The following is an 18574-nucleotide window of genomic DNA, read 5'->3' on the forward strand; positions in this document are numbered from 1 at the left end:
TTCCGGCGGGGGCGAGCGGTTACAGATTATGCGGGACGGCGTCCCAGCCCTCCACGTCCTGCGGCTTGCGGGAGGCAGGGCCCACATAACGCGCACTGGGGCGCACGATGCGACCGAGTTTCTTCTGCTCCAGGATGTGCGCGCTCCAGCCGGCCACCCGGGCGCAGGTGAACATCGAGGTGAACATGTGCGCCGGGACCTCGGCGAAGTCGAGCACGACCGCGGACCAGAACTCCACGTTGGTGGCCAGCACCCGGTCGGGCTTGCGGGCCTTCAGCTCGGCCAGGGCGGCCCGCTCCAGCGCCTCGGCGACCTCGAAGCGGGGGGCGCCCAGCTCCTTGGCCGTCCGCCGCAGGACCCGGGCGCGGGGGTCCTCGGCCCGGTAGACCCGGTGGCCGAAGCCCATCAGGCGCTCGCCGCGGTCGAGCACGCCGCGGACGTAGCCCTCCGCGTCGCCGCTGCGCTCGACCGCCTCGATCATGTGCAGCACCCGGGACGGCGCGCCGCCGTGCAGCGGCCCGGACAGGGCGCCGATGCCCGAGGAGATGCAGGCCGCGGCGTCCGCGCCGGTGGAGGCGACGATGCGCGCGGTGAAGGTCGAGGCGTTCAGCCCGTGCTCGGCGGCGGAGATGAAATACGCGTCGACCGCCTTGACGTGGCGCGGGTCGGGCTCGCCGCGCCAGCGCTTCATGAAGCGCTCGACGATGGTCTGCGCCTTGTCGATGTCCTTCTGCGGCACGGCCGGCAGGCCGAGGCCGCGGGCGGCCTGCGCCACGAACGACAGCGCGGTCACCGAGACCCGGGCCAGGTCGGTGCGGACCTGGTCGTCCTCGATGTCCAGCAGCTGGGACAGCCCCCAATACGGCGCGAGCATGGCGACCGCGGACTGCACGTCGACCCGGATGTCGCCGGAGTGCACGGGCACCGGGAACGGCTCGGCCGGCGGCAGCCCGGGACCGAACCGGCCGTCGACCAGCAGCGCCCACACGTTGCCGAAGGACACCTGGCCGATCAGGTCCTCGATGTCGACGCCGCGGTAGCGCAGGGAGCCGCCGTCCTTGTCCGGCTCGGCGATCTCGGTCTCGAAGGCGACGACGCCCTCCAGGCCCGGCTTGAAATCGGACACGACGCCTCCTGGGGATCCTGCTCGGCGAAAGCCGTGGATGCTTCATCTTGCCCGCCCGGCGACCGGCAGGTCGACCCGCGGAAATGTGCTGTCTGTGACACCTATCCTCGCTGAGGGGACGGGCCGGTGTCCGGGACTTAGGTTCGTTGGGTCGATCTCGCCAGAAGGAACGCATGTGACGCCCGAACAACCGTCGCCAGCCGCCATGCGGCGCGACTACACCGAGCGCGGCGAACTGCTCGAGCCGCATCTCGCCGCCACCTGGCCGGAGCAGTTCGCCCGCTGGTTCACCGATGCGCTGGAGTACGCGCTCCCGGAGCCCAACGCGATGATCGTGGCGACCGCCGACGCGGCCGCCCGGCCCAGCGCGCGCACGGTCCTGCTCAAGGGCTACGACCAGCGGGGATTCGTGTTCTTCACCAACTACACGTCGCGCAAGGGGGCGGAGGCGCTGGAGAACCCGTACGCCAGCCTGGTCTTCCCGTGGTTCCCGATGCAGCGGCAGGTCATCGTCTGCGGTGCGGTGGAGCGGGTGAGCCGCGAGGAGACCGAGGCCTACTTCGCCACCCGCCCGCGCGGCTCGCGGCTCGGCGCCTGGGCCAGCCCGCAGAGCCGGGTGGTCCCCGGACGCGACGCCGTCGAGGCCGGGCTGGAGGCGGCGGTCGAGCGCTTCGGCGCCGACGGCGAGGTGCCCGCGCCTCCGCACTGGGGCGGCCTGCGGGTCGTGCCGGAGACGGTGGAGTTCTGGCAGGGCCGCAGCAGCCGGCTGCACGACCGGCTGCGCTACCGCCGGGACGGGCAGAGCTGGGTCGTCGAGCGGCTCGCCCCGTGAGCCAGGAACCCGTCGAGGCCGCCGAGCAGGCCGTCGAGGAGGGCGGGCGCAAGAGCTGGGTGATCGACGTACGGCCGCTGCGCGGGGTCGCGTACCGGCGGATGTGGATCGGCAACGGCGTCTCGTACTTCGGCTTCCAGTTCACGTCGGTGGCCGTACCGGTCGAGATGTTCTCGATCACGCACTCGTCCGCGTGGGTGGGGCTGCTCGGCATCGCCGGGCTCGTACCGTTGCTGGTCTTCGGCTTGTGGGGCGGCGCCGCCGCGGACGTGGTGGACCGCCGCAAGCTGCTGCTCGCCAGCTCGACGCTGGCCTGGCTGTCCACGGTGGGGCTGCTCGTCCAGGCGCTGCTCGGGGTGCGCAGCGGCGTGCTGCTGCTGGTGCTCACCGCGGTGCAATCGGCCGGGTTCGCGGTCAGCTCGCCGACCCGCCAGGCGATCATCCCGCGGCTCGTGCCGGCCGCCCTGGTGCCGGCGGCGAACACGCTCTCGTACACCACGACCACCGCCGGCGGCGTCCTCGGACCGCTGGCCGCGGGCCTGATCTTCGGCGCCTGGTCCACCGGCACGGGCGTCACCATCGCGTACGCGGTGGACGCCGCGCTGTTCACCATCTCCTTCTGGGCGGCCTACAAGCTGCCGCCCATCCCGCCGATGCACGACGACGGCGGGACCGCGAAGCCGACCGCCGGCCTCCGGGGCATCGTCGACGGCCTGCGCTTCCTCGTCACCCAGCCGGTGCTGCTGCTGTCGTTCGCCGTGGACATCGTGGCGATGGTGTTCGCGATGCCGCGGGCGCTGTTCCCGGAGATCGCCGAGGACCGGTTCGGCGGCGGCTCGGCGGTGGGCTGGCTCTTCGCCGCGATCGCGCTCGGCTCGGTCGTCGGCGGCCTCACCTCGGGCTGGATCGGCCGGGTGCGGCGGCAGGGGGTGGCGCTGGTGCTGGCGGTGGTGGGCTGGGGGGTGGCGGTCGGCTTCGCCGGCCTCGCGTCCTCGCTCTGGCTGATGGTGCTGCTGCTCGCGGTCGGCGGCGCCGCGGACCTGGTCAGCGCGGTCTACCGGCAGTCCATCCTGCAGGTGTACGCCCCCGACCGGCTCCGCGGGCGGCTCCAGGGCGTCTTCACCGTCGTGGTGGCCGGCGGCCCCCGGTTGGGTGATCTCCGGGCGGGCGCGACCGCCGATCTCACCGGGCCCACCGCGTCGTGGGCGGGCGGCGGCTTCGCGGCGGCGGGCCTGGCCGTCGTGCTGGCCCTCGCCTTTCCCGCTCTGGTGAAGTACCGTCCCCCCGCCGGCACGGAGGCGAACAGCTAATGTGGCGCGCATGACAGACGTCGTGGCCGCGAAGAGCGGGACCCAGTGGACGATCGAGGCGGACGGCCACCGGGCAACGTTCGCCGAGGTCGGGGGCGTGTTGCGGGGGTACGCCGTGGGCGCCCGCGAGGTGGTGGACGGCTTCGGCGCGGACGAGATCTCGCCGGCCTCGGCCGGGCAGATCCTGGCGCCCTGGCCGAACCGCATCCGCGACGGCCACTACACGTTCGAGGGCACGACCTACCAGCTCTCGCTCACCGAGCCGGCCCGGCACAACGCGATCCACGGGCTGACGAACTGGTCCCGGTGGCGGCTCGCCGAGCAGGCCGCGGACGCGGTGACGCTCGAGTTCGACCTGCCGCCGCAGATCGGCTACCCGTGGTCGCTGACGTTGCGCACCCGGTGGAGCGTCTCCGCCGACGGGCTGCGCGCCGACCAGGAGGTCACCAACACGAGTGACAGCAACGCGCCGTGGGGCTTCTCGGTTCACCCGTACGTGCAGCTTCCCGGGGTGGCCGTGGACGACACCCTGCTGCGGGTGCCGGGTCGCAGCAAGATCCTGGCCGATCAGCGGCTGCTGCCGATCGGTGCGGTCAAGGTCGCCGGCACGGAGTTCGACTACACCGAACCCCGTCGCATCGGTACGGCCGTCCTCGACACCACCTGGGGTGACCTGGTCCGGGACGCGGACGGCGGCTCCTCGGTCACCATCGCCGCGCCGGACGGCAGCCGGTCCGTCACGGTCTGGGGCGACGAGACCTTCAAGTGGTGGCAGGTGTTCACCGGCGACACGCTGCACGGCGAGCGGTTCCGCCGGTCGCTGGCGATCGAGCCGATGACCTGCCCGCCGGACGCGTTCCGGTCCGGCCGCGACCTGATCGTGCTGGAGCCGGGCGGCACCTGGCGCGGGTCCTGGGGCATCCGGCCCTCGGCGGCCTGACCGGTGGAGTTCGACGAGGTCCTGCGCCGGCGGCGGATGGTGCGCACGTACGACCCGGACCGGCCGGTGCCGCCGGAGCTCGTCGACAAGCTGATCAGGCACGCCCTGCGGGCGCCGTCCGCCGGGTTCTCGCAGGGCTGGGGCTTCCTGGTGCTCCAGAAGCCGGAGGACCGGGACCGCTACTGGTCGGTGACCGCCCCGGACGGCCCGGCCGACTCCTGGCTGGCCCGGATGCGTACCGCGCCGCTGCTGATCGTCGCGCTCTCGAACAAATCGGTCTATCTCGACAGGTACGCCCAGCCCGACAAGGGCTGGGCGGATCGGGACGAGACCCGCTGGCCGGTGCCGTACTGGGACGTCGACACCGGGTTCGCGGCGCTGCTCATGCACCTGACCGCGGTGAACGAGGAGTTGGGCTCGCTGTTCTTCGGCGTACCGGCCGAGCGGGTCGCCGCCTTCCGGGAGGCGTTCGGCATTCCGGACGAGTTCACCCCGGTCGGGTCCCTGGCGGTGGGCTACCCGGCGCCGGACAAGAGGTCACCGTCACTACGCCGCGGCCATCGGCCGGTGGACGAGGTGGTGCATCATGGCCGATGGACAGCCGCGGGCACGCCCTCCGCGAGCGACACCTGACAACGGGTGACGCCGTCGAGGTCGAAGCCGGTCGCTAGGCTGGCGGCTCGCTAGGCTGACAGGCGTACAGGCCCGTCCGCCCGGGTATGGCCGACGTGAGACCGGAGGGGAGCGTGCCGTCGTGATCTTCAAAGCGGTACGGGACGGAGCGCCGTACCCCGACCATCACACGACACTGAAGAGATGGTCGGAGATCCCGCCGCGCCCGATCCGGCTGGCCGACCTCATCACCACCAAGCGCGAGCTCGCCCTGGACAAGCTCCTGGCCGAGGACTCGACCTTCTACGGCGACCTCTTCCCGCACGTCGTGGAGTGGAACGGCGGTCTCTACCTCGAGGACGGGCTGCACCGGGCGCTGCGGGCCGCGCTCCAGCAGCGCAACCAGATCCACGCCCGGGTGCTCGTCATCGACAACTAACGCTGTTAGTTTCGAGGCATGGCTGTCTCACCGCTGGACCTGCTCGACGTCGACGACCTGCTGACCGACGACGAGCGCGACGTCCGGGAGCTCGCCCGCCGGATCGCCGCGGACCGGGTACGCCCGCACATCGCCGACTGGTACGAGCGCGGCGAGGTCCCCGTCCGCGACCTGGCCCGCGAGTTCGGCAAGCTCGGCTTCCTCGGCATGCACCTGACCGGGTACGGCTGCGCCGGCGCCACCGCGGTCCAGTACGGCCTGGTCTGCATGGAGCTGGAAGCCGCCGACTCCGGGGTCCGCTCGCTGGTCTCGGTCCAGGGCTCGCTCGCCATGTACGCGATCTGGAAGTTCGGCAGCGAGGAGCAGAAGCAGCGGTGGCTGCCCGGCATGGCCGCGGGCGACCTGATCGGCTGCTTCGGCCTGACCGAGCCGGACCACGGCTCCGACCCGGCGAACATGGCCACCCGGGCGCGCCGCGACGGCGACGATTGGGTGCTGCGCGGCGGCAAGATGTGGATCACCAACGCGCCGCTCGCGGACGTGGCGGTCATCTGGGCGCGTACCGACGAGGGCGTGACCGGGTTCGCCGTGCCCGCCACGACGCCGGGCTTCTCCGTGCGCGAGGTGCGCAAGAAGCTCTCCCTGCGGGCTTCCGCGACGGGTGAGATCACCCTGGACGACGTGCGGCTGCCCGACTCCGCGCGGCTTCCGCTCGCGCGCGGCCTCAAGGCCCCGCTCTCGTGCCTCACCGAGGCCCGCTTCGGCATCGTCTGGGGCGCGCTGGGTGCGGCCCGGGACTGCCTGGAGACCGCGATCGCGTACGCGACCAGCCGCGAGCAGTTCGGCCGCCCGATCGCCGGCTTCCAGCTCACCCAGGCGAAGCTGGCCGACATGGCCCTCGAACTGCAGAAGGGGTATCTGCTCGCGCTGCACCTCGGCCGGCGCGGCGACTCCGCCGGGCTGCGTCCGGAGCAGGTCAGCGTCGGCAAGCTCAACAACGTGCGCGAGGCCATCAAGATCGCCCGCCAGTGCCGCACGATCCTGGGCGGCAACGGGATCAGCGGGGAGTACCCCGTCCTGCGCCACGCCAACAACCTCGAGAGCGTCCTCACGTACGAGGGAACTTCCGAGATCCACCAGCTGGTCATCGGGCAGAAATTGACGGGTCTGAACGCTTTCGGGGGCTGAGCCGCTGCGAGTGTCGTACCCCTTCCGTACCGTAGGTGGCAGGTACCCGCTACAGGAGGGGGTGTTTCGACGATGGCCAACTCGCATGACGTCGACGAGCCGACCAGGGAGTATCCGTCCGTCGAGGAGCCCGCGACGCCGGCCGTGCCCGGTGCCGCCGCGCCGGCCGATCCGGTCGCGGCCGAGCCCGACCGCTCACCCGGCCTGGGCGGCCTCGCCCGGGTGGTGATCTTCACCGGCGTGGTGTTCGCGGTCATCGTGGCGATGTGCCTCGGGCTGCGCGCGATCAACGTGCTGCCCAGCTTCGACAACCCGTTCGGCGACAAGACGACGGACCGCAGCCAGCCCGTCCTGCTCCAGTCGATGCGCGACCTGAGCCGCTACGTCGCCGCCGACGGCACCTTCCAGGTCATCGTCGACCTCCAGGAGAACAAGGACAACATCCCCGACTTCCTGGTCAACAAGCGCACGCTGTTCGTCGGCTCCGGCACGGTCGAGGCGTACGTGGACTTCGGCCAGCTCGCGACGGGCGCGCTGACGGTCGACGAGGAGAACAAGTCGGTCCAGCTCAAGCTGCCGCCGCCGCAGCAGGGCCAGGCCGCGCTCGACATGCAGCGCAGCTACGTCGTGGCCGAGGAGCGCGGGCTGTTCAACCGGATCGGCGACGCGTTCGCCAAGGATCCCAACCAGCAGCAGCGGGTCTACCAGCTCGCCCAGCAGCGGATCACCGAGGCGGCGCAGAGCAGCGGCCTCGATCAGCGGGCCCGGGAGAACACCCAGAAGATGCTCACCAGCCTGTTCCAGCGGCTCGGCTACACCAAGGTCACGGTGGAGTTCACCAATCCGTGACGAGATCGTGAGAAAGGCCGGCGCCCCGGGCGGGGACGCCGGCCTTTCCCGTCCGGGTCACTCGTTGGGCAGCATCACCCAGAGGACCAGATAGATCAGGAACTGCGGTCCGGGCAGCAGACAGGACACCACGAAGATCAGGCGCATCATCCCCGAGGAGATGCCGAACCGGCGGGCCAGGCCGGAACACACGCCGGCGATCCATCGGTCGTCGCGGGGCCGGGCCAGTCGGCGAGCCATGGTCATCCACTCCTTCTCCTACGGTCCGGCGAGGTGCCTGACCTGCGCTCAACGGTACGGGCGCGGCGGCCGTCCGCCCTCGGTCCAGAGAGGGATAAGCGGGCTCACGTTCCCGTAAGGGCACCCCGTACCCGTCACCGACCCGCTGTTAACATCGGGGCACATTCCGCCCCTACTCTCTGTGATCGCGGGCGGCTTCTGGTGGGAGGGATGTCGCGGTGACGCTCGCCGTTCTGTGCGGCAGCACCGGCAACGACCTCGACCCGGCCGCCGCCGGCAGGCTTGCCGACGAGCTGACCGTCGGATTGACCGCCGCCGGTGCGTCGGCCGTCCTGACCGCCGACGGTGGCGACATCCCGGCGCAGTTGCGGGACATCGCCCGGATCGCGGCCGGCGCCGACGGGCCCCTGCTGCTCTGCGCCGACGACCTCGTCGCCCACCCCAGTCTGCTGTGGACGCTGGCCACCGAGCCGGCCGGGCGCAGCACCGCGCTCGTCGTCGCCACGGAGAGCGGCGCCGGCGGTGACCTCCGCGAGGACCGTGGCCGGCTCGTGCCGGCGGTCGACGGGCCCACCCGCTTCCTCGGCGCGCTCTGCCTCGCGCCGGGCGACCTGCGCCTGGTGGCGACCGCCGTCGAGGAGGCGATCGCCGCCGGTGACCCCGGCGCGCCGATCCCCGGGGCCGACCTGAAGGTCCGCGGGCCGCGGACGGCGGGCAACGCGCTCGAGGTGCTGCTGCCCGCCCTGCTCGCGGCCGGCCTGGTGCCGATCGCGACCCGGGTGCGGCTGCTGCACGCCGAGCGCGTGCACGCCGCCGACGAGCTCGACGCGGCCCGGGCGGCCGTCGCGGCGGTCGACGAGGACAAGGCGCTGCTGCGGCTCGCAGTCAAGGAGAAGGACGACTTCTTCACCACGTACGCGGTTAGCTCCTGGTCACCGCTCGTCACCAAGCTCTGCGCGCGGGCCGGCCTGACGCCGAGCGGGGTCACGGCCCTGTCGGTGCTGTTCGCGGTGGCGGCGGCGCTCGCGTTCTGGCAGGCGTCCCGGCCGGCGATGGTGGCCGGCGCCGTCCTGCTCTACCTCGGCTTCGTGCTCGACTGCGTCGACGGCCAGCTCGCCCGCTACACCCGGCGCTTCGGGGCGTTCGGCGGGTGGCTCGACACCATGGCCGACCGCGCCAAGGAGTACGCCGCGTACGCCGGGCTCGCCGCCGGGGCGGAACGCGTGGGCCTGCCGTACGCCTGGCCGCTGGCGATCACCGCGATCGTGCTCCAGACCGCCCGGCACATGACCGACACCTGGTACGGCGCCCTGCACGACGAGGCCGCCGCGCGTCAGGCGGTGGGCACCGCCGGCAACGCGGACGCGGGCGGCGGCGTCGGCGCCCGGCTCAGCCGCGCCTCGAACAAGGTCCAGGCCGACACCGGGTCGGTCGCGTACTGGCTGAAGCGGATCGTCGTCTTCCCGATCGGCGAGCGCTGGGCGCTCATCGCCGTCCTCGCGGCGCTGACGAACGGGCGGACCGCCCTCGCGGCCGTGGTGGGGTGGGGACTGCTCGCCGCGGCGTACACCCTGGGCCTGAGGTCGTTGCGGTCGATCTCGATGCGCGTCGGCGTGCTGGAGACGGTCGACACCTCGCGGCACCGCGACGACGGCCGGCTCGTGCGCGGCACCCTGAGCGCCGCCGGCCTGTCCCGCCCGCTGCTGTGGGCGGCGGTCGCGGCCGTAGCGCCCCTGGCCCTGATCGGGGCCGTGGCGGCCGGCTGGGCGCCGCGCGGCACCCGCTGGGACGGCGGACCGGTCGAGCTCGTCCGCACCGGCGAGGCGACGGTCTGGCTCGTGGTGACCGCGCTGCTGGTGCTCGGCGCCGGCCTGGCCGCCCGCTCGTCGCACGCCGGCCCGCTCGACTGGCTGGTGCCGGCCGGGCTGCGCGCCGCGGAATACCTGATGGTGGTGGCCGTCGCGCAGATCTGCGACGTGCCGCCGCCGGTGCTGTTCGCGCTGCTCTTCGTGCTGGCGCTGCACCACTACGACCTGACCGCCCGGATGGAGAAGGGCGCTCCCGACGCGGGCGGCAGGCGGGCGGTGCTCGGCTGGGACGGCCGGCTCGTGCTGCTCGTGGTCTTCGCGGTCGCGGGGGCCGCCACCGCCGGGGAACTGCTGCTCGTGGTCTGGGTGGGGGTGCGCTTCCTCGCCGGGGCCGTCCGGGACTGGCGAAGCGGGGGAAGCCGATGACGCTGCTCAGTGTGGTGCTGCCGGTGTACAAGGTGCAGGGCTACCTGCGCCAGTGTCTGGACTCGCTGCTGGAGCAGTCGTTCACCGACTTCGAGATCGTGGCGGTCGACGACTGCTCGCCCGATCACAGCGGCGCGATCCTCGCCGAGTACGCGGCCCGCGACCCCCGCGTCCGCGTGGTCACGCTCGAGAGGAATTCCGGCCTCGGCCGGGCCCGCAACGCCGGCCTCGACCACGCCGCCGGCGACTACGTGTGGTTCCTGGACAGCGACGACTGGCTGTCCCAGGGCGCGCTGACCGCGGTCGCGGACCGGCTCGCCGCCACCGCCGCGGACGTCCTGATCGTCGGGTTCGACCGGGTGCACTGGGACGGGCGCGTCACCGTCTCGGGCGCCGGCCGGCTGCTCGACGAGGCGCCCGAGACCTTCTCCGCGGAGCAGTGGCCGCGGGTGCTGAACATCCTGCACGTGGCCTGGAACAAGGTGGTCCGCCGTGACCTGCTGCTCAAGCTCGGCTTCCGCTTCGAGGAGGGCTGGTACGAGGACGTCTCGTTCAGCTTCCCGCTGCTCGCGGCGGCGCCCCGGATCGGCGGCCTGAGCCGGGTCTGCATCCACTACCGGCAGCGCCGTACCGGGGCGATCACCCGGACGCTGGACGACCGGCACTTCGAGATCTTCGACCACTGGCACCACGCGATGGCACTGGTGGACGAGCACTGCCCCAACGCCGAGGCGCTGCGCCCGGTGCTCTTCCAGCGCATGATGTGGCACTACCTGACCGTCCTGCGCAACGCCGAGCGGGTGCGCAAGGTGTCCCGCAAGCGCTTCTTCGACCGGATCACCGAGGACTACCACCGCTACCGGCCCGCGGGCGGCTACGAGCTGCCGGGCGGGGCGATGAGCCTGCGGCACAAGCTCGTGGCCCGGGGCGCCTTCCTGCCGTTCCGTGCCATGCAGCGGGCCATCGGCGCGGCCCGGGCGGTGAACCGGGTCCGCAAGGTGCCGGTGGTCAAGGCGAAGGGGGTGGCCAAGCGGCTGCGCCAGGCGGCGTACCAGGCTTACTACAAGGTGCAGTTGCGTCTGCCCGTGGACCGCAACCTAGCGCTGTACGCCGCGTACTGGTATCGCGGGGTGACCTGCAACCCGGCCGCCATCGCGGACAAGGCCGCCGAGCTCGCGCCCGGGATCCGCTCCCTGTGGGTCGTGGGCCGGGGACGCACGGCCTCGGTCCCGCCCGGCACGCGGTACGTGATCGCCGGCTCGCTGCCCTACTACCGCGCCCTGGCCCGGGCCCGGTGGCTGGTCAACAACGTGAACTGGCCGAACTGGGCGGTCAAGCGGCCCGGCACGACGCACGTCATGACCCACCACGGCACGCCGCTGAAGATGATGGGCATGGACCAGGCCGACCACCCCGCGGCCGCCAAGGACCAGGACTTCCACGCCCAGATGCGCCGCGCCGACCGGTGGGACTTCAGCATCACCGCGAACGCGCACACCACGATCGCGTGGGAGCGGGCGTACCCGTGCCGGCACGAGACGCTCGAGGTCGGCTATCCGCGCAACGACCGGCTGGTGCGCGCGTCGGCGGTCGACGTCGCCGCGGTCCGGGCCAGGCTCGGCATCCGTACGCACGAGCGCGTCGTCCTCTACACGCCGACGCACCGCGAGTGGCTCCCGCTGGGGCAGCAGGTGCTGGACGTCGAGGCCTTCGCCGACACGCTGGACCCGGACACCGTGCTGCTGGTCCGCGCGCACTACTTCTACGTGCCCGCCGGTCAGCAGGCGCAGGCGCGCCGGGGGCGGATCGTGGACGTGTCGGCGTACCCGGTGGTGGAGGACCTGTACCTGGCCGCGGACGTGATGATGACCGACTACTCGTCCGCGATGTTCGACTTCGCCGTGCTCGACCGCCCGCTCGTGATCTTCGCGCCGGACTGGCCGGCGTACCGGGAGCTCCGCGGGGTGTATTTCGACCTGATGGAGCTGCCGCCGGGCGAGGTCGCGACGACCTACGCCGGCCTGGTGGAGGTCTTCGCGTCCGGGGCGTACGAGGGCGCGTCCGCCGCGGCGAAGCGGGCCCGCTTCCGGGAGCGGTTCTGCTACCTCGACGACGGCGGGGCCGCCGAGCGCGTGGTGCGCCGGGTGCTGCTCGGCGAAACCGCCAGGTAAATTTCCGATCTCGCCCTCTCCGGGCGCCTTCCCTGCTCAGAGCCCGTTTCCGGGTCGTCACCTGGGGCAACGTCGACCATCGTCGATCTTTCCGGGTATTCACAACTGTGACGATCCGGTAACTCGCTGCGAATGGCCGTTCACCCGATGGCAGACATCGATGTGTGTGGTCACGCTAAGCCATCGTCGCAGCTCAAACGCAGGAGGTTGGCGGTGTCCACCGTCGCGCTCAAGGATGTCACCAAGGTCTGGCCCGACGGGACCGTAGCGGTCGACCGGGTGAGCCTCGACGTGCAGGACGGCGAGTTCATGGTGCTGCTCGGCCCCTCGGGCTGCGGCAAGTCCACCATCCTGCGGATGATCGCCGGCCTGGAGGACCCGTCGGCCGGCGCGATCCTGCTCAACGGCGAACCGGTGATGGACCTGGCCCCGCGCGACCGCCGGATCGCCATGGTGTTCCAGGACTTCGCGCTGTACCCGCACATGACGGTCGGGGACAACATCGGCTTCCCGCTCAAGCTCTCGGGCATCGAGCCCGGCTCGCGCGGCGAGCGGATCGGCGACGTGGCGAGCGCCCTCGGCATCGGTGACGTGCTCGGTCGCAAGCCGGCCCAGCTCTCCGGCGGCCAGCGGCAGCGGGTGGCCATGGGCCGGGCGATCGTGCGGCGGCCCGGCCTCTTCCTCATGGACGAGCCGCTCTCCAACCTCGACAGCGGCCTGCGCGCCGAGCTGCGCGCCGAGATCACCGGCCTGACCCGCGAGCTCGGCGTCACCACGATGTACGTGACGCACGACCAGGCCGAGGCGCTCACCATGGCGGACCGGGTCGCGATCATGCGCCGCGGCGTGCTCCAGGACCTCGGCACCCCGACCGAGGTGTACGGCCGCCCGGCCACCCTCTACGTCGCGGCGTTCCTCGGCTCGCCCCGGATGAACCTGCTCGAGGCCTCGGTGTACGTGCACCTCGACCGCTACATCGCCCTGAACCTCGGCGAGCAGGCGCTGTACCTGCCGTGGAGCGACATCCGCGCGCGGGCCATCTCGCACTACCACGGCGAGCGGATCGTGATCGGCATGCGGGCCGAGGCGCTCACGCCGGTCGCGCCGGACGCCCCCGGCGACGTGCTCCAGGGCCGGATCCGCTACCTCGAGCACCACGGGCACGAGTCGCTGGCGTTCCTGGACATCGGTGCCACCGCCATCGTCGTCGACGAGCTCGGCAAGGGCGTCACCGACCCGGCGCCGGCCGGGGGTGCGCTGCGCCGGTTCGGGGGTGCGTTGCAGCGGCTGGCCGGCCGTGGGGACCGGGCGGTGCTCGAGCGGGAGGACCCGGAGAAGACCTCGGTGCTCAGCGACCCGGGCCGGCACCACCGGCGGCCGGCCGAGCTGGCCGTGCGGCTGGCGCCGTACCCGGCCGTGTCGCCGGGGCATCCGCTGGCGATCAACGTACGGATGGACGCCCTGCACTTCTTCGACGAGCGCGGCGATCGCATCGACGTCGGCTGGCGCTGAGCCGAAGAAAATCTTCGCCGTGACGGGTCCGTGTCGTTGACACGGTGCCGTATCGTTCCCCGCACGTCGGTGCGATGGCGTATCGACGCTCCGAAGGGTGGCGACAATGGCGAACGCATCCGGATTGCTGGTGATCGAGAGAATCCTGCGCGACCGACAGGGGATCTGGCAGCAGGTCGTCGAGGACCGGGCCCTGTCGAAGCTCACCGGGCAGATGCTGCTCAGCTCGGTGGTGGCCCTCGCCTGCTACGGCGCGGTGCTCGGCTCCTTCCACAGTATCCTCATGGCGCTGACCTCCGCGGTGAAGCTGCCGCTGCTGTTCCTCGTGACGCTGGCGATCTGTCTTCCCACGCTCTACCTGTTCAACCTCGTCTTCGGGGCGCGGCTGTCCGTACGCCAGTCCGTGGCCCTGGTCATGGTGGCCCTGACGGTGACCGCCATGCTCGCGGTGGCGTTCGCGCCGATCGCGCTCTTCTTCCTCATCACCGCGCCGGACTACAGCTTCTTCAAGCTGCTCAACGTCGCGATCCTGGCCCTCTCGGCCCTGGTCGGGCTCCGCTTCCTGACCGGCGGCATGCGGGTCCTCAACGACCACGGCCTGCTCGCGCCCGAGAAGAAGGAGACCCCGGCTCCCGCACCCGCCCCGGCCGCCGCGCCGGCACCCGAGCCCGCCTTCGTCGGCGCCGTGAACGGTGCCACCACCCCTGCGGCGGCCCCCGCTCCCGCCGCGGCCCCCGCGGTCATCACGGTGGCCGATCTGCCGCCCGGTTACATGGTCACGCGGGCACCCGCGCAGCCGTTCCCGCGCCCGCTCCCGGCGCGACAGCCGGCACCCCCGAGCATGACCCTGCTGTACGTGTGGATCCTGCTGTTCGGCTTCGTAGGCACCCAGCTCGCCTGGACCCTGCGACCCTTCTTCGGCAGCCCCGGAATGAAGTTCAGCCTCTACCGCGACATCGACGGCAACTTCTACGCCGAGATCTTCCGCACGCTCTCCCACCTCTTCTGAGGCGATTCAGGGGGCTTCGACGGCTGCCACGGAGGCGGTACACAGCGTAGGCTGCTCGGCGGTGGAGGAAACCGTGGAGCACGAAGTGCTGCGTCCGGCTCCGGGCAGGGAGCCCTCGGGCGCCGTCCCGTCGCACAAAAATTCGGGTGGAAGCGCCCTGATCGACCGCGTCTTCGGGCGCGACGACATCGCCGTGCTCCGCCACGAGGTCGGCCGGCGGCTGGACCCGGGCCTGCTGGGCGACCGGCTGGACGGCTTCATCCTCGCGGTCAACGAGGTGATCACCAACGTCGTGCTGCACGCGGGCGGCAGCGGGCGGCTCGTGCTGTCCCGCACCGCCGCGTCGATCTGGTGCACGGTCACCGACTCCGGGCCCGGCATCCCCGAGCAGCACCGGCGCCCGCCCGAGGTGCCCGGCGCGTTCGAGGACGGCGGCCGGGGCATCTGGCTGGCGTACCAGCTGTGCGACGAAGTCACCATGGCGACCGGCCCGATCGGGACAACTATCGGACTGCGGATCGACCTGCCCGGCCCTCGGCGACGTATCTGACCTGGTCAACAGGGGTTCAGCGGGCGGTTGAACACGGCATGAAACGCCGTGGAAATGTCGACATCGGCATTCAAGCGTGTTCGCCATCCGAGGCGACTACATTAGGCCGGTGCTCGGACTACCTCCTCACGTGACGGCATGCCTCTTCGACCTCGACGGCGTGCTCACCCAAACCGCCCTGGTCCACAACGCGGCGTGGAAACAGACCTTCGACGCCTTCCTCCAGGCGTGGTCCACGCAGCACGGACAGCCGTTCGTGCCGTTCGACACCGGGGCCGACTACCACCGGTACGTCGACGGCCGGCAGCGTGCCGACGGAGTCCGCACCTTCCTCGCCTCGCGCGGCATCACCCTGCCCGAAGGCACGCCCGACGACGGTCCCGACGCGGAGACCGTCAACGGCATCGGCAACCGCAAGAACCTGCTGGTTCTGCAGAAGATCCAGGAGGGGGCCGTACAGGTCTACCCCGGATCCGTCGACTACCTGCACGCGGTCAAGGACGCCGCCCTGCGCCGTGCCGTCGTGTCGGCCAGCGCCAACTGCAAGGACGTGCTGGAAGCAGCCAAGATCAGCGAACTTCTGGAGGTTCGCGTGGACGGCGTCGTCGCCCGTGCGGAACACTTGCCGGGCAAGCCCGCGCCGGACACGTTCCTCCACGGCGCGAAGCTGCTCGGCGTGCCGCCGGAGAACTGTGCCGTCTTCGAGGACGCCCTTGCGGGTGTCGAGGCGGGCCGGGCCGGTGGATTCGGCATCGTGATCGGCGTGGACCGGGTGGGTCAGGCCGACGCCTTGCGGGAACACGGCGCCGACATCGTGGTGCAGGACCTCGCCGAGCTCCTCGCCCGGTAACACCCCCATCGACTACTTCTCTTCTCAGTTGCGAGAGGCACCACCGTGATCCGTGAACGGGCCTACCCCGTCGACCCCTGGCACATCCGGGAGACCCGGCTGGACCTGGATCTCCTGGCCCAGTCAGAGTCGGTCTTCGCCCTGGCCAACGGCCACATCGGCATCCGCGGGAACCTGGACGAGGGCGAGCCGCACGGCCTGCCCGGCACCTACCTCAACTCGTTCTACGAGTTGCGGCCGCTGCCCTACGCGGAGGCGGGCTACGGCTTCCCCGAGTCGGGTCAGACGATGGTCAACGTCACCAACGCGAAGCTCATGCGGCTGCTCGTCGACGACGAGCCGTTCGACGTGCGCTACGGCGACCTGCGCTCCCACGAACGCACCCTCGACCTGCGCGCCGGCACCCTGGAACGGATCGTCGAGTGGGTCTCGCCGTCCGGCCAGGCCATCCGCGTCCGCACCGTGCGCATGGTGTCCTTCACCCAGCGCTCGGTCGTCGCGTTCCTGTACGAGGTCGAGCCGATCGACTCGACGGCCCGGCTGATCCTCCAGTCCGAGCTGGTGGCCAACGAACAGCTGCCGCCGACCAGCAAGGACCCCCGCGTGGCGGCGGTGCTCGACCACCCGCTGCAGGCCGAGGAGATGCTGGAGCAGCGCACCGGCGGGCTCCTCGTGCACCGCACCAAGGCCAGCGACCTGCGCATGGCCGCGGCGATGGAGCACCTCGTCGAGGCGCCCGGCAAGCACGCGGTCACCACCGAGGGGCACCCGGACTGGCTGCGTACCACCGTGGCGTGCAAGCTCGAGCCGGGGCAGAAGCTGCGGGTCGTGAAGCTGGCCGCGTACGGCTGGTCCAGCAACCGCTCGCTGCCCGCCGTGCGCGACCAGGTCGGCGCGGCCCTCGCCAGCGCCCGCCTGGACGGGTGGGAGGGCCTGATCGAGGCGCAGCGCGAATACCTCGACGAGTTCTGGGACCACTCCGACGTCCGCGTCGAGGGCGACCCCGAGGTGCAGCAGGCGGTCCGCTTCGGGCTCTTCCACACGCTCCAGGCCGGCGCCCGGGCGGAGAAGCGGCCGATCGGCTCCAAGGGCCTCTCCGGCCCCGGCTACGACGGCCACACCTTCTGGGACGCGGAGACGTTCGTGCTCCCCGCGCTGACCTACACCCAGCCCGCGGCGGCGGCCGACGTGCTGCGGTGGCGGCACTCCACGCTGGATCTGGCCAAGGAGCGCGCGCAGACCCTCGGCCTGCAGGGCGCGGCCTTCCCGTGGCGCACGATCCGCGGGCAGGAATGCTCGGCGTACTGGCCGGCCGGCACCGCGGGCTTCCACATCGGCGCGGACATCGCCGACGCCGTCCGCCGCTACGTCTCGGCCACCGCCGACTACGACTTCGAGCGCGAGGTCGGCCTGGAGCTGCTGGTGGAGACGGCGCGGCTGTGGCGCTCGCTGGGCCACCACGACCGGCACGGGCGCTTCCACATCGACGGCGTGACCGGCCCGGACGAGTACACGGCGGTGGTGGACGACAACGTCTACACCAACCTGATGGCGCAGCAGAACTTCTTCGCCGCGGCGGAGGCGGCCAAGCGCCACCCGGACCTCGCCCGCAAGCTCGGCGTCGACGACGAGGAGTCCGCGTCCTGGCGCGACGCGGCGGCGGCCGTGCACATCCCGTACGACCGCGAGCTCGGGGTGCACCAGCAGTCGGAGGGCTTCACCCGGCTCCAGGAGTGGGACTTCGAGAACACGCCGCCGGAGGCGTACCCGCTGCTGCTGAACTACCCGTACTTCGACCTGTACCGCAAGCAGGTGGTCAAGCAGGCCGACCTGGTCATGGCCATGTACGTCCGCGGCGACGCCTTCACCCCGGACGAGAAGGCGCGCAACTTCGCCTACTACGACGCCCGTACGGTCCGCGACTCGTCGCTGTCGGCCTGCATCCAGGCCGTCATCGCGGCGGAGGTCGGCTTCGTCGAGCTGGCCCACGACTACCTGGGCGAAGCGGCCCTGATGGACCTGCACGACCTGCACCAGAACGCCCGCGACGGCGTCCACGTGGCGTCGCTGGCGGGCTCCTGGATCGCCCTGGTGGCGGGCCTGGGCGGCATGCGCGACTACAACGGCCAGCTCTCGTTCGCGCCGCGCCTGCCCAGCCGGATCAGCAACCTGGAGTTCTCGCTCCTGTGGCGCGGCCTGCGGCTGCGCGTCGAGGTCGCCCCGGAGGAGGTCACGTACTCCCTCCGCAACGGCGGCGGCCAGGCCCGCCTCGACCTGATCCACCACGGCAAGGAGGTCACGGTCACCCAGGTGAAGCCGGTCGTCCTCCCGATCCCACCGGCCCCGCCGACCGGCCCAGCCCCGACCCAACCGGCCGGCCGCGCACCGGTACGCAGGGCCTCGGGCCTGTAAAGACGGACGAGGGCCCGGCCCACCCACGGCTCCGCGCCGCGGGCGGGCCGGGCCCTCGCCTCGTCCATGGCTTCGCGCCGCGGGCGGGCTGAGCCCTTGTCTCGCTCATGACTCCGTGGGCTGAGCCCTTGCCTCGCCCAGACTCTGTGGGCTGGGCCCTTGCCTCGCCCAGACTCCGTGGGCTGGGCCCTCGCCTCGCCCAGACTCCGTGGGCTGAGCCCTCGCCTCGCCCAGGCTCCGCGCCGCGGGTGGGCCGAGCCTTCGCCTCACCTCGGGACCCGCCGGGGTTGCGCCCGGCCC

General features: G+C 71.9%; 16 protein-coding genes. 14 read left to right on the top strand and 2 right to left on the bottom strand.

Annotated features, from left to right (window positions below; translation table 11 throughout):
* Positions 1-19: 19 nt before the first annotated feature.
* Entirely contained in the window at positions 20-1126 is a 1107-nt protein-coding gene (locus tag CLV70_RS15290) for a citrate synthase 2 (RefSeq protein WP_106127145.1), read from the bottom strand.
* A 205-nt stretch (positions 1127-1331) separates the two neighbouring features.
* Between CLV70_RS15290 and pdxH the strand changes: the two genes are divergently transcribed.
* The 7 genes from pdxH (at position 1332) to CLV70_RS15325 (ending at position 7296) form a co-directional block, all read left to right on the top strand.
* Positions 1332-1958, top strand: coding sequence for a pyridoxamine 5'-phosphate oxidase (gene pdxH / locus CLV70_RS15295; RefSeq protein ID WP_211303786.1), 627 nt, complete (start codon positions 1332-1334; stop codon positions 1956-1958).
* Positions 1955-3268, top strand: a complete 1314-nt coding sequence (locus CLV70_RS15300) for an MFS transporter (protein WP_106127147.1) — start codon at positions 1955-1957, stop codon at positions 3266-3268. The genes pdxH and CLV70_RS15300 overlap by 4 nt, the downstream gene beginning before the upstream one ends.
* A 10-nt stretch (positions 3269-3278) precedes the next feature.
* Positions 3279-4208, top strand: a complete 930-nt coding sequence (locus CLV70_RS15305; protein ID WP_106127286.1) for an aldose 1-epimerase family protein — start codon at positions 3279-3281, stop codon at positions 4206-4208.
* A gap of 3 nt (positions 4209-4211) precedes the next feature.
* Entirely contained in the window at positions 4212-4841 is a 630-nt protein-coding gene (locus CLV70_RS15310; protein ID WP_106127148.1) for a nitroreductase family protein, read from the top strand.
* 121 nt (positions 4842-4962) lie between these two features.
* Complete coding sequence (locus CLV70_RS15315; RefSeq protein ID WP_106127149.1) at positions 4963-5259, top strand: type II toxin-antitoxin system VapB family antitoxin; 297 nt, start codon at positions 4963-4965, stop codon at positions 5257-5259.
* An 18-nt stretch (positions 5260-5277) separates the two neighbouring features.
* Entirely contained in the window at positions 5278-6447 is a 1170-nt protein-coding gene (locus CLV70_RS15320) for an acyl-CoA dehydrogenase family protein (RefSeq protein WP_106127150.1), read from the top strand.
* 72 nt (positions 6448-6519) lie between these two features.
* A complete protein-coding gene (locus CLV70_RS15325; RefSeq protein WP_106127151.1) occupies positions 6520-7296 on the top strand; it encodes a DUF4230 domain-containing protein in 777 nt (258 codons plus the stop codon).
* A 57-nt stretch (positions 7297-7353) separates the two neighbouring features.
* Here the strand turns inward: CLV70_RS15325 and CLV70_RS15330 are convergent, their stop codons facing one another.
* On the bottom strand, positions 7354-7536 hold the full coding sequence (locus tag CLV70_RS15330) for a PspC domain-containing protein (RefSeq protein ID WP_106127287.1): 183 nt from the start codon (positions 7534-7536) through the stop codon (positions 7354-7356).
* Positions 7537-7754: 218 nt separating this feature from the next.
* Between CLV70_RS15330 and CLV70_RS15335 the strand changes: the two genes are divergently transcribed.
* The 7 genes from CLV70_RS15335 (at position 7755) to CLV70_RS15365 (ending at position 18274) form a co-directional block, all read left to right on the top strand.
* Positions 7755-9770 carry a DUF5941 domain-containing protein gene (locus CLV70_RS15335; protein ID WP_106127152.1) on the top strand — a complete coding sequence of 672 codons (2016 nt, stop codon included), beginning with the start codon at positions 7755-7757 and terminating at the stop codon, positions 9768-9770.
* Positions 9767-11941 (top strand): bifunctional glycosyltransferase/CDP-glycerol:glycerophosphate glycerophosphotransferase, encoded by a 2175-nt coding sequence (locus CLV70_RS15340; RefSeq protein WP_106127153.1) that lies wholly within the window; start codon positions 9767-9769, stop codon positions 11939-11941. The genes CLV70_RS15335 and CLV70_RS15340 overlap by 4 nt, the downstream gene beginning before the upstream one ends.
* Positions 11942-12154: 213 nt before the next feature.
* Entirely contained in the window at positions 12155-13453 is a 1299-nt protein-coding gene (locus CLV70_RS15345; RefSeq protein WP_106127154.1) for an ABC transporter ATP-binding protein, read from the top strand.
* 106 nt (positions 13454-13559) lie between these two features.
* Entirely contained in the window at positions 13560-14462 is a 903-nt protein-coding gene (locus CLV70_RS15350) for a hypothetical protein (protein ID WP_106127155.1), read from the top strand.
* Positions 14463-14523: 61 nt separating this feature from the next.
* Entirely contained in the window at positions 14524-15012 is a 489-nt protein-coding gene (locus CLV70_RS15355) for an ATP-binding protein (RefSeq protein WP_106127156.1), read from the top strand.
* Between the two features lie 109 nt (positions 15013-15121).
* Entirely contained in the window at positions 15122-15862 is a 741-nt protein-coding gene (locus CLV70_RS15360; RefSeq protein WP_106127157.1) for an HAD family hydrolase, read from the top strand.
* Positions 15863-15907: 45 nt separating this feature from the next.
* Positions 15908-18274: a glycoside hydrolase family 65 protein gene (locus tag CLV70_RS15365; protein WP_106127158.1), complete on the top strand. Its 2367-nt coding sequence runs from the start codon at positions 15908-15910 to the stop codon at positions 18272-18274.
* Positions 18275-18574: the final 300 nt, after the last annotated feature.

Origin of the sequence: Pseudosporangium ferrugineum (genome assembly GCF_003002065.1) — a bacterium.
In the GTDB taxonomy this organism is placed as follows: Bacteria; Actinomycetota; Actinomycetes; order Mycobacteriales; family Micromonosporaceae; genus Actinoplanes; species Actinoplanes ferrugineus_A.

What these genes read in the sequence shown, in the direction of transcription:
- CLV70_RS15340 (WP_106127153.1), top strand. Translation starts at nt 9,767, where the DNA reads ATGACGCTGCTCAGTGTGGTGCTGCCGGTGTACAAGGTGCAGGGCTAC.
- CLV70_RS15325 (WP_106127151.1), top strand. Translation starts at nt 6,520, where the DNA reads ATGGCCAACTCGCATGACGTCGACGAGCCGACCAGGGAGTATCCGTCC.
- CLV70_RS15305 (WP_106127286.1), top strand. Translation starts at nt 3,279, where the DNA reads ATGACAGACGTCGTGGCCGCGAAGAGCGGGACCCAGTGGACGATCGAG.
- pdxH (WP_211303786.1), top strand. Translation starts at nt 1,332, where the DNA reads ATGCGGCGCGACTACACCGAGCGCGGCGAACTGCTCGAGCCGCATCTC.
- CLV70_RS15320 (WP_106127150.1), top strand. Translation starts at nt 5,278, where the DNA reads ATGGCTGTCTCACCGCTGGACCTGCTCGACGTCGACGACCTGCTGACC.
- CLV70_RS15330 (WP_106127287.1), bottom strand. Translation starts at nt 7,536, where the DNA reads ATGGCTCGCCGACTGGCCCGGCCCCGCGACGACCGATGGATCGCCGGC.
- CLV70_RS15350 (WP_106127155.1), top strand. Translation starts at nt 13,560, where the DNA reads ATGGCGAACGCATCCGGATTGCTGGTGATCGAGAGAATCCTGCGCGAC.